Below are 9513 nucleotides of genomic sequence, written 5' to 3'. Positions count from 1 at the left end.
ACGGCGAAATCAGCCGCCTCGACATCGGAAAAATCGACAACCCAATACGGTTTCAGGGCCAGTATTTCGACCAAGAAAGCGGGCTGCACTACAACCGCCATCGCTACTACAATCCGGATATTGGTCGTTACCTGACGCCAGATCCGGTGAAGTTGGCGGGTGGGATCAACGGGTATCAGTACGTGCCTAACCCTACGGGTTGGATTGACCCGCTGGGCTTGAATACCTGTCCAGGTGGAGATAAGTGCAAGCCAGCCACCAAAGTCGAAGACCCAAGCACGAAGGCAAAAGCCGATGATACGGAACCATCCAGTCCTACGACTTCAAATACTCCGCCTGAAATGGGATATCACAAGGAAACTCATGCTAGTAAACCCATTAAACCGGAGGAGGCAACTCAGAAGTGGGATGAGTTTTTAGGACCAGAGCCTCACACGAATACAAACCCACGCACTGGCAAGCCTGATCACGACAGGATAGTTTCCAATGACGCGAAGAGAAGTATTCGCTATGGGTCTCACGAGATGAACAGCAAATCAAACAAGCACCACTATCATGAGGAAACATGGACGTTCGAGCTTACGTCCAACACTATGAACGTGGACAACACCATCGTAAGAGTTCCACTACCGAAGAAGTAAAATGAAGATACGAGTTAGGGAAGTACTTTCTATTGCGAACGCTATACGTGTGCACTTTCACTCGTCTGCTGGGAGTGGCACCGCCTTATGGATGGGCATCCCACCCGCTATCGGCGAGGAACACGACGTTGAATTCGATTTGAATGAAGTTTTTTCCTGGGGAAAAAACCTCATTCCCTCCTCCCGTGAAGCCCCACATATCACTATTATAAACGGCGTTACCCGGATAACAGCTCAGATCGTGCAAAACGCCGACGAAGAGTGGGCAGCACTACAGCTGGGCGATTCAATCATCCTTATCGAACTCGACGAGCCATCCACCCAGGAATCGAGGTTTGTTGAGGTAAAAGCAACCAAAATTCACCTTTATCCAACAAACATTTGAGTGCCTCCTCGCCATAACACTTTGGGATTTGCTCAAATACCCGCCAACGCCAAATCCATCGCAAAATACGTAAAGATCAAATCCGCCCCCGCCCGCTTGATCGAGCCCAACGTCTCACGCACAACACGATCCTCATCAATCGCCCCCGCCTGGGCGCCGAACTTGATCATCGCGTACTCGCCACTCACCTGATACGCCGCCACCGGCAGGCGCGAGGCTTCGCGGATGTCGCGGATGATGTCGAGGTAGGCGCCGGCTGGCTTGACCATCAGGGCGTCTGCGCCTTCCTGTTCGTCAAGCAGTGATTCGCGCACGGCTTCGCGGCGGTTCATCGGGTTCATCTGGTAGCTTTTGCGGTCGCCCTTGAGGGCGCTGCCGCCGGCTTCGCGGAACGGGCCGTAGAGGGCCGAGGCGAATTTGGTCGAGTAGGCCATGATCGGAATGTGGGTGAAGCCAGCATCGTCCAAGGCGCGGCGTATGGCTTGGACTTGGCCGTCCATCGCGGCAGAAGGTGCGATCACATCGGCACCGGCGCGAGCGGCGGCTACGGCTTGTTTGCCGAGGTTGACCAGGGTCGCGTCGTTATCGACATGGGCACCGTGCATTACGCCGCAGTGGCCGTGGTCGGTGTATTCGCAGAAGCAGGTGTCGGACATCACGATCATTTCCGGCACGGCGTCCTTGATGATCGAGGACATGCGCGAGACCAGGCCGCGTTCTTTCCAGGTGTCGCTGCCGCTGGCGTCCAGGTGGTGGGACACGCCAAAGGTCATCACCGACTTGATACCGGCGCGGGCGTAGCGCTCGATCTCGCCGGCCAGTTTTTTCTCAGGAATGCGCAACACACCCGGCATGCTGGTGATCGGTACGAAGTCGTCGATTTCTTCTTCGACGAAGATCGGTAGCACCAGGTCGTTGAGGGTGAACTCGGTTTCCTGGAACAGGCCACGCAGCTCCGGGGAGCGGCGCAGGCGGCGTGGGCGGGCTTGGGGGAACTGGCTGGTCATGGCTGTCCTGAAATGATGACAAAATTCGTTGGGGCGAAAGCTTATGCTCCGAGGCCTCGGCAACACAAACGCCGAGGGCCAATAGTGTATTGCTCAGGTGGTAATAATGTATTGATCTAGAGCTGTAGTTGCCCGTCGATGCACAGCGCGACGGCGCCGCCGACCCAGATTTCATCGCCCTGGCGCTCAACGCGAATTCGCCCCGCACGCCCCAGGGCCGTGCCCTGGCTGACCACGTAGCGCTCCGGCGCGAGGCCCTCCCCGAGCAGCCATTGGGCAACGCCGGCGTTCAAGCTGCCGGTGGCCGGGTCCTCTTGCGCACCGTCACCTGCGACAAAGGCACGCACCTCGAACTGTGCGTCCACATCGTCACGGACGGGATCGCAAGGAGCAATCACGCCGACGGCCAAACCGAGCAATTGTGAATAGTTGGGTTGCAACGCCAGCACCTGCTCGCGATCCTCCAGCATCAGCGCCAACCACCCCGCGCCGTTGTCGACCCACTGACTGCGCACAATGGCTTGCGGGCTCAGGCCCAACGCCAGGCGCACACGTTCCAGCAACGGTGCCTCTACCGGACCGGAGCGCAGCAACGGCGGCGCGATAAAGGCCAGCTCATCACCTTGTCGACGCACTCGTACCAAGCCAATTTCACACTCTTGAATGATCTCCTCACCCTTCGGCGTGCCACCGGCTTGCAGCCACGCGTGGCAACTGCCCAGCGTCGGGTGCCCGGCGAACGGCAGCTCCTTCAAGGTGGTGAAGATTCTTACCCGGTAGTCTGCCCGGGGATCGCGCGGTGTCAGCAAAAACGTGGTTTCGCTGAGGTTGGTCCAGTTGGCGAAATCGGCCATTTGCTGCTCGGTCAGGCTGTCGGCACCTAATACCACGGCCAGCGGGTTGCCCTTGAGCGCGACGCTGCTGAAGACATCCAGTTGTTTGAAAGCGAAAGTCGGCATGGCTCAGCTCGGAATATTCAGGCCGCGGATCACCGCCGGCCGTGCGACAAAACCGTCCAGCGCGCGCAGTACATTGGGGAAGTCGGCAATGCCCACCAGGTCACCCGACTCGTAGAAGCCGATCAGGTTGCGAATCCATGGAAAGGTGGCGATATCGGCGATGCTGTAGTCGTCGCCCATGATCCAGGTACGGCCCAGCAGGCGTTTTTCCAGCACGTCCAGCAGGCGCCGGGACTCGGCGGCATAGCGGTCGCGAGGGCGTTTGTCTTCGTAGGCCTTGCCGGCGAACTTGTTGAAGAAGCCCAGTTGACCAAACATCGGGCCAATCCCGCCCATCTGAAACATCAACCATTGGATGGTTTCGTAGCGGGTGGCTGGGTCTTCGGACAGCAGTTGGCTGGTTTTTTCAGCCAGGTAGATCAGAATCGCGCCGGATTCAAACAGTGCCAATGGCACGCCACCAGGACCGTCGGGATCGATGATCGCGGGGATCTTGTTGTTGGGGTTCAGCGACAGGAATTCTGGGGACAACTGGTCCTGGGTCTCGAAGCTGACCTTATGCGCTTCATAGGGCAGGCCCAGTTCTTCGAGCATGATCGAGACTTTTACCCCGTTGGGCGTTGGCAACGAGTAGAGTTGCAGGCGCTCGGGATGCTGGGCGGGCCATTTGCTGTTGATGGGGAACGCGGCGAGTGGGTTCATCGGGAAGTCCCTTTGCAGAAAGCCCCCATCATAGTCATCCCGACGCTGTCCTGCATGGGTCATCAATACGCAATATCCGCTGGCTAATATCCCGCGAGGGCGAACCAATAGGCCCTTGTGCACTCTTAAGTGCGCTCAACGGTGAATGGAGGCGCCTCGTTATATCGACAGGGAATACCGCAGGATGCCCTTGGCGTCACTGGGGCCGGGCGTGTCCGCCCTCACCCGATGCACCGAAGACTCGACACTAATGACAATCAAGCCTCTGTGCCTTGCGCTGCGCCTGAAACGCTACTCATACATCATGTTGCCGCTGGTGCTGGTCGGCGGCGCTATTGGGCTGACCCTGGAGTCACGCATCAGCAGCGCCGACCCCGTGGACGGCGTGCAAACCCTGGTGTTCCTGCGCCACGGTGAAAAACCCGCCGGCGGCCTGGGCCAACTCAATTGCCAGGGTCTCAACCGTGCAATGAACCTGGCCACGGTGTTGCCGGAAAAATTCGGCAAGGCCAACTTCGTGTTTGCCGCCAACCCGACGCGCAATGTCGAGGAAGGTGAGTTCGATAATTCCTACAGCTACATTCGCCCACTGATGACCATCAGCCCCAGCGCCATCAAGCTTGGCCTGCCGGTAAACATCAAGTTTTCGGCGAATGACACCAGCGCCCTCGCCGATGAACTGGTGGAGGACAAGTACCACAACTCCATCATCTACACCGCGTGGTCCCACGGGTATCTGCCGGAGTTGATCAACAAGGTGGCCAGTGAAGCTTCCGGTGAGAAGCACACCATCACCGACGACTGGTCTGGCAGCGACTACGACACGCTGTATGTGCTGACGCTGACTTGGCACAACGGCAAGGCGTCGTTGCTGAGCCGTAACTACAAGCAGGGCTTGAACAACGGCGATACAAGTTGCCCGGATCCTACGCAAGTCAGCGCCGAATCCTGATGTAGTGAGCGGGCTTTTCCCGCGCTGGGGGGCGAAGCCGCCCTAAAACCAAACGCCGCATTCTGTCAGACAGAATGCGGCGTTTTTTATTGGGGCGGCTTCGCCCCCCAGCGCGGGACAAGCCCGCTCACTACTTACTGCCGGGCCGCGAGCAAGCGCTTGTGGCGGTTGCGTCGTGCGATGTTCAGGCACTCGATCACCGCCGAGAACGCCATGGCCGCGTACACATAGCCTTTAGGCACATGGGCGCCGAAGCCTTCGGCGATCAACGTCATGCCGATCATGATCAGGAAGCCCAGGGCCAGCATCACTACGGTCGGGTTGTCGTTGATGAACTTGGCCAACGGCTCGGCCGCCACCAGCATCACGATCACCGAGGTCACCACGGCAATGATCATGATCGGCAAGTGCTCGGTCATGCCCACAGCCGTAATGATGCTGTCGATGGAAAACACCAGGTCGAGCATCAGGATCTGCCCGATGGCCGCCGCAAAACCGATTGTCACCGTATTGCTGACACTGGCCTTCTCCTCGGGCTCCGGGTCCATGCTGTGATGGATCTCGGTGGTCGCTTTCCATACCAGGAACAGGCCACCCGCGATCAGGATCATGTCCTTCCACGAAAACGCCTGGCCGAAGACTTCAAACACCGGCGCCGTCAATTGCACGATAAACGCGATGGTGCTCAACAGGCCCAAACGCAGCACCAACGCCATGCTGATACCGATGCGCCGCGCCTTGGCCCGATGCTGCTCCGGCAATTTGTTGGTGAGAATCGAGATGAAGATCAGGTTATCGATGCCCAGCACAATTTCCATGACGATCAAGGTAGCCAGTGCGACCCAGGCAGTGGGGCTGGCGGCCAGTTGTAAAAGGTAGTCCATAGGTCAGTCCTGACGTGATAGTGCTGGGATATTAGGTTTCTTTGGTGTCGGATTCAGCAGCGTTTTCGGCTTCTTCTTCCTGCTTCTCAGGCTTGATCAGCCCCTGGGTTGCTTCACTCAATGCCTGTTCGGCGGCTTTGTGAGTGTCATCAATGGCTTGCTTGGCCGATTCAGTCGCCTTGCCAAGCACCTGCTGGGCGCTCTTTTCAACCTGATCGCAACCGCTGATCACTACCAATGAAAGCGCAAGCAACGTTGCTGCGCCCAGGGAATTGAGTTTCATGATGTATTCCTCGTTAGAACCATTGGGTCCAAGTAGTGGCCCCGCGATAGCGAGGCATTCTATGCAAGGCAACAGTTCAGGAAAATTCGTATTTTTCTCGCGTATACTTCGATTTTTACGAAGTGATGGTCACCATGCTCAATTATCGACAACTGCATTACTTCTGGGTTGTGGCCAAGACCGGCAGCATTGTGCGCGCTTGTGAGCAACTTAACCTCACGCCCCAGACCATCAGCGGCCAGATCAGCCTGCTTGAGCAAACCTTTGGTATCGCGCTGTTTCAGCGCGTCGGTCGTCAACTTGAGCTGACCGAAGCCGGGCGTCGGGCGCTGCCTTATGCTGAGCAGATGTTCCAGACCGGCAATGAATTGGAGGCAATGCTGCGGGCGCAGCCCAACGAGCAGCAGATCCTGTTCCGCGTTGGGGTGGCGGATGTGGTGCCCAAGTCCATCGTCTACCGCTTGATCGCGCCGACCATGGAGTTGAGCGAGCCGATCCGCATCACCTGCCGTGAAGACAAGCTCGAACGTCTGCTGGCCGACCTGGCCATCCAGCGCCTGGACCTGGTGATTTCCGATAGCCCGATGCCCAGCCATCTGGACATCAAGGGTTACAGCCAGAAGCTTGGGGAATGTGGCATCAGTTTCTTCGCCACCCAGGCACTGGCTGACGCATACGGCGGCGATTTCCCAAAGTGTTTGCAGGGAGCACCGTTGTTGATTCCTGGGGCGGAGACGGTAGTGCGCAGCCGCTTGCAGCGCTGGTTCGCCGAGCAGCAGATCCAACCGAAGATCATCGGCGAGTTCGACGACAGCGCCTTGATGCAGGCCTTCGGTCAATCCGGCAGCGGGATTTTCATTGCCCCCAGCGTGATTGCCGACGAGGTGGTGCGCCAGTACGGCGTGGCGCTCATCGGCCAGACCGATGCAGTCACCGAGTCGTTCTACGCAATCTCGGTGGAGCGCAAGGTCAAGCACCCCGGCATCGTGGCGATTACCGAAGGCGCAAGACGCGAGTTGTTTACCGCCCTGCCCTGACGGTTCAGGCGTTGGCTGCGACCGGCTGCTTGGCAGTCATCAGCCACAACGCCAGCAGGATCGACACCAAGATAAACCCCGACGCCGCGAAGCCCAGGCTGCCCAAGCCGAGCGTGTCGATCACATGCCCGCCGACCATCGCCCCCAAACCGATCCCCAGGTTAGCCCCGGCGATGTTCAGCGACGCGGCAAACGCCGGCGCATGGGGGGCGGCCTTCATCAAGCGCACATGGCTGACCAGGAACATCGCCGCCTGGGTCACGCCCCACACGGCCATCGCGGCTGCCAGGCCGATGGTGGAGTGAATCGCCGGCACCAATGCCACCATCCCCGCGATCATGAAACCGCAAAACACCATGGACGCAATCAATGGATGACGGTCCACCGCACGGCCACCCAGGGAGTTGCCGATCAAGCCCACGGCACCGAACCCCATCAGGCACCACCCCACCAGCGTGCCGTCGAAACCGGCCAGGCGCTCGAGGATGTCCGCAAGGTACGTATAAGCGGTGAACATGCCGCTGAACACCAGGATCGACAGCAGGATATGGCCCTGCATCAGTGGGTTGCGCAGGATCTTGAACTGCGAGCGCAACGTCACTTCATCGTTCTTCGGCTGGGTCACGGGCAAGTAGATGAGCAGCAGCACGGCCTTGGCCAGCGCCACTACGGCAAGAATGGCAAACGCGGTACGCCAGCCGAACATATCGGAAATCAACGTGCCCACCGGAATGCCAAACACCGTGGCGCAGACGATACCGAAGCCGATCTTCTCGATGGCGCGCCCGGCGTACTCAGGCCCCACGATATCCACCGCCGTCTCGCTGGCCAGGGCCCAGAACACCGGGAGCCCCAAGGCCGGAATCAACCGCGCCAGGGCCATCACCCAGATATTCGGTGCCAGCGCGGCGACGGCATTGGCCACGCCGAAGAGGATCAGGATGCTGATAAACAGGCGTTTGCGCGGGAAACGGGCGAAGTACGCCGTCAGAAACGGCCCGAATGCCGCAACGGTAAACGCGAACAAGGTCACCAGCAGCCCGGCCTGGGACACGCTGACATTCAAGTCCCGAGCAATGGACGGCAGCAGGCCAACAATCACGAACTCTGTGGTCAGCACGGTAAAACCAGCGGCCGACAACAGCAGAATGGGGAACAGCATCAAAAACTCCAGAAACGACAACATTAACGACAACCCGAGGGTTCGCTGACAGATAAGGATGAGAAAGGGATGTCGAATCTTAACAGAGTGCTTCAAACGAAGGGCATGAAAAAGCCCGGTGGCGCCTGCTGGCACACACCGGGCTTTGGCGTATCAAGGCTTAGAACGCGCCCATGTAGTCGCGCTTGCCCACTTCCACACCGTTGTGACGCAACAGGGCGTACGCGGTGGTGACGTGGAAGAAGAACTGCGGCAGGCCATAGGTCAGGAGGTAGGACTGGCCGCTGAAGCGCTTCTCTTTAGGAGTACCAGGGCGGGTGATGATCTCGATGCCTTCCTTGCCGTCGACTTGCTCCGGCTTGATGGTATCAACGAAGGCCAGCACCTTGGCGATCAGGGCTTGCAGGTCGGCGAAGGTGACTTCGCTGTCTTCGTATTTAGGCACTTCGATCTCGGCCAGGCGTGCAGAGACACCCTTGGCGAAGTCGACGGCGATCTGCACCTGGCGCACCAGTTGGAACATGTCCGGGAACAGACGTGCTTGCAGCAGCGCGTTGGGCTCGATGTTCTTGGCGGTGGCGTGGGCTTCGGCTTTGTTCAGCACATCGCTCAGGGCGGTGAGCATTTGCTTGAAGACTGGGATGGAAGCGGCGTACAGGGAAATGGTCATGGCAGTCTCATGGGTGATGGCACGGTTTGAACAGGCAACGATTATAGACCTGCCCGTCGCTTGTCTTTTATTTTTTCCGGCTTACGCTAGGCACTTCACTGCATAGGGAAAGCGCGATGACCGCCGAGCACGACACCGACACCCCTGAGCCGCGCCTGAACAGCACGGAAATCCGCATCCTGGGCTGCCTGATCGAAAAACAGGCGACCAACCCGGAAACCTACCCCCTGACCCTCAATGCCTTGGTGCTGGCCTGCAACCAGAAGACCAGCCGCGAGCCGGTGACCAACCTCAGCCAGGGCCAGGTCGGCCAGAGCCTGCGCGTGCTGGAAGGCCAGGGTTTTACCCGCCTGGTGATGGGCAGCCGCGCCGACCGTTGGGAACATCGCGTGGACAAGGCGCTGGAACTGGTGCCGGCCCAGGTGATCCTGATTGGCCTGTTGTTCCTGCGTGGACCGCAGACGGTCAACGAACTGCTGACCCGCAGCGGGCGCATGCATGATTTTGAAGATGCCGAACAGGTGGTGCACCAGCTTGAACGCCTGATTGCACGTGGTTTGGCGGTGCTGGTACCGCGCCAGGCGGGGCAGCGGGAAGACCGGTATACCCATGCGCTGGGGGATCCGGCGGATATCGAGGCGATTCTCGCGGCGCGGGGCAGCCCGGTGGAGCGTGGGGCGACGGGTGTTTCTGTCGAGCGCATCGAGGAATTGGAAGCGCGGATTGCAGCATTGGAAGAGCGCTTGGCCCAGTTGGAACAGGCGTAACTCGGTTTAAAAATGTGGGAGCGGGCTTGCTCGCGAAAGCGGTGGATCAGTCAGACATGGACTG

Annotated in this window: 12 protein-coding genes; 5 read left to right on the top strand and 7 right to left on the bottom strand. The window is 58.9% G+C overall.

The genetic code is table 11. The features are described 5' to 3' along the window. Both HF257_RS32875 and HF257_RS32870 read left to right on the top strand, forming a co-directional pair. A partial coding sequence (locus HF257_RS32875; RefSeq protein ID WP_185710921.1) for an RHS repeat-associated core domain-containing protein occupies positions 1-641 on the top strand: 641 nt, incomplete at its 5' end. 91 nt (positions 642-732) lie between these two features. Beyond that, the gene (locus HF257_RS32870; RefSeq protein ID WP_185710922.1) at positions 733-1026 is read left to right on the top strand and encodes a hypothetical protein; all 294 of its coding nucleotides are present in this window, start codon (positions 733-735) and stop codon (positions 1024-1026) included. 32 nt (positions 1027-1058) lie between these two features. Here the strand turns inward: HF257_RS32870 and hemB are convergent, their stop codons facing one another. The 3 genes from hemB to HF257_RS32855 all read right to left on the bottom strand — a co-directional run bounded on the left by hemB (position 1059) and on the right by HF257_RS32855 (position 3694). Beyond that, positions 1059-2033, bottom strand: a complete 975-nt coding sequence (gene hemB, locus HF257_RS32865) for a porphobilinogen synthase (protein WP_185710923.1) — start codon at positions 2031-2033, stop codon at positions 1059-1061. Positions 2034-2149: 116 nt separating this feature from the next. Further along, entirely contained in the window at positions 2150-2992 is an 843-nt protein-coding gene (locus HF257_RS32860; protein WP_185710924.1) for a PhzF family phenazine biosynthesis protein, read from the bottom strand. 3 nt (positions 2993-2995) lie between these two features. Then, the gene (locus HF257_RS32855; RefSeq protein WP_185710925.1) at positions 2996-3694 is read right to left on the bottom strand and encodes a glutathione S-transferase N-terminal domain-containing protein; all 699 of its coding nucleotides are present in this window, start codon (positions 3692-3694) and stop codon (positions 2996-2998) included. Between the two features lie 250 nt (positions 3695-3944). On the opposite strand from HF257_RS32855, the gene HF257_RS32850 reads away from it, so the two are divergent. Beyond that, positions 3945-4646, top strand: coding sequence for a histidine phosphatase family protein (locus HF257_RS32850; RefSeq protein ID WP_185710926.1), 702 nt, complete (start codon positions 3945-3947; stop codon positions 4644-4646). Positions 4647-4780: 134 nt separating this feature from the next. Here HF257_RS32850 and HF257_RS32845 read toward each other — a convergent pair whose 3' ends face one another. Together HF257_RS32845 and HF257_RS32840 are read right to left on the bottom strand one after the other, a co-directional pair. After that, positions 4781-5530, bottom strand: coding sequence for a TerC family protein (locus HF257_RS32845; protein ID WP_185710927.1), 750 nt, complete (start codon positions 5528-5530; stop codon positions 4781-4783). 31 nt (positions 5531-5561) lie between these two features. Further along, positions 5562-5813: a hypothetical protein gene (locus HF257_RS32840; protein WP_185710928.1), complete on the bottom strand. Its 252-nt coding sequence runs from the start codon at positions 5811-5813 to the stop codon at positions 5562-5564. A gap of 134 nt (positions 5814-5947) precedes the next feature. Between HF257_RS32840 and nhaR the strand changes: the two genes are divergently transcribed. Continuing rightward, positions 5948-6850, top strand: coding sequence for a transcriptional activator NhaR (nhaR, locus tag HF257_RS32835; protein ID WP_185710929.1), 903 nt, complete (start codon positions 5948-5950; stop codon positions 6848-6850). A 4-nt stretch (positions 6851-6854) separates the two neighbouring features. Here nhaR and HF257_RS32830 read toward each other — a convergent pair whose 3' ends face one another. Both HF257_RS32830 and HF257_RS32825 read right to left on the bottom strand, forming a co-directional pair. Further along, positions 6855-8012: an MFS transporter gene (locus tag HF257_RS32830; RefSeq protein WP_185710930.1), complete on the bottom strand. Its 1158-nt coding sequence runs from the start codon at positions 8010-8012 to the stop codon at positions 6855-6857. Positions 8013-8172: 160 nt separating this feature from the next. Continuing rightward, a complete protein-coding gene (locus tag HF257_RS32825) occupies positions 8173-8682 on the bottom strand; it encodes a DUF1993 domain-containing protein (protein WP_185710931.1) in 510 nt (169 codons plus the stop codon). A gap of 116 nt (positions 8683-8798) precedes the next feature. On the opposite strand from HF257_RS32825, the gene HF257_RS32820 reads away from it, so the two are divergent. Next, positions 8799-9449: a YceH family protein gene (locus HF257_RS32820; protein ID WP_185710932.1), complete on the top strand. Its 651-nt coding sequence runs from the start codon at positions 8799-8801 to the stop codon at positions 9447-9449. Positions 9450-9513: the final 64 nt, after the last annotated feature.

The organism is Pseudomonas cremoris (genome assembly GCF_014230465.1).
This window is presented reverse-complemented; position numbering and strand designations above follow the sequence as displayed.

Bases quoted from the DNA above. Each gene is read 5' to 3' on its own strand.
- HF257_RS32820 (WP_185710932.1), top strand. From the start codon at position 8,799: ATGACCGCCGAGCACGACACCGACACCCCTGAGCCGCGCCTGAACAGC.
- nhaR (WP_185710929.1), top strand. From the start codon at position 5,948: ATGCTCAATTATCGACAACTGCATTACTTCTGGGTTGTGGCCAAGACC.
- hemB (WP_185710923.1), bottom strand. From the start codon at position 2,033: ATGACCAGCCAGTTCCCCCAAGCCCGCCCACGCCGCCTGCGCCGCTCC.
- HF257_RS32870 (WP_185710922.1), top strand. From the start codon at position 733: ATGGGCATCCCACCCGCTATCGGCGAGGAACACGACGTTGAATTCGAT.
- HF257_RS32845 (WP_185710927.1), bottom strand. From the start codon at position 5,530: ATGGACTACCTTTTACAACTGGCCGCCAGCCCCACTGCCTGGGTCGCA.
- HF257_RS32830 (WP_185710930.1), bottom strand. From the start codon at position 8,012: ATGCTGTTCCCCATTCTGCTGTTGTCGGCCGCTGGTTTTACCGTGCTG.
- HF257_RS32840 (WP_185710928.1), bottom strand. From the start codon at position 5,813: ATGAAACTCAATTCCCTGGGCGCAGCAACGTTGCTTGCGCTTTCATTG.
- HF257_RS32850 (WP_185710926.1), top strand. From the start codon at position 3,945: ATGACAATCAAGCCTCTGTGCCTTGCGCTGCGCCTGAAACGCTACTCA.
- HF257_RS32825 (WP_185710931.1), bottom strand. From the start codon at position 8,682: ATGACCATTTCCCTGTACGCCGCTTCCATCCCAGTCTTCAAGCAAATG.
- HF257_RS32860 (WP_185710924.1), bottom strand. From the start codon at position 2,992: ATGCCGACTTTCGCTTTCAAACAACTGGATGTCTTCAGCAGCGTCGCG.
- HF257_RS32855 (WP_185710925.1), bottom strand. From the start codon at position 3,694: ATGAACCCACTCGCCGCGTTCCCCATCAACAGCAAATGGCCCGCCCAG.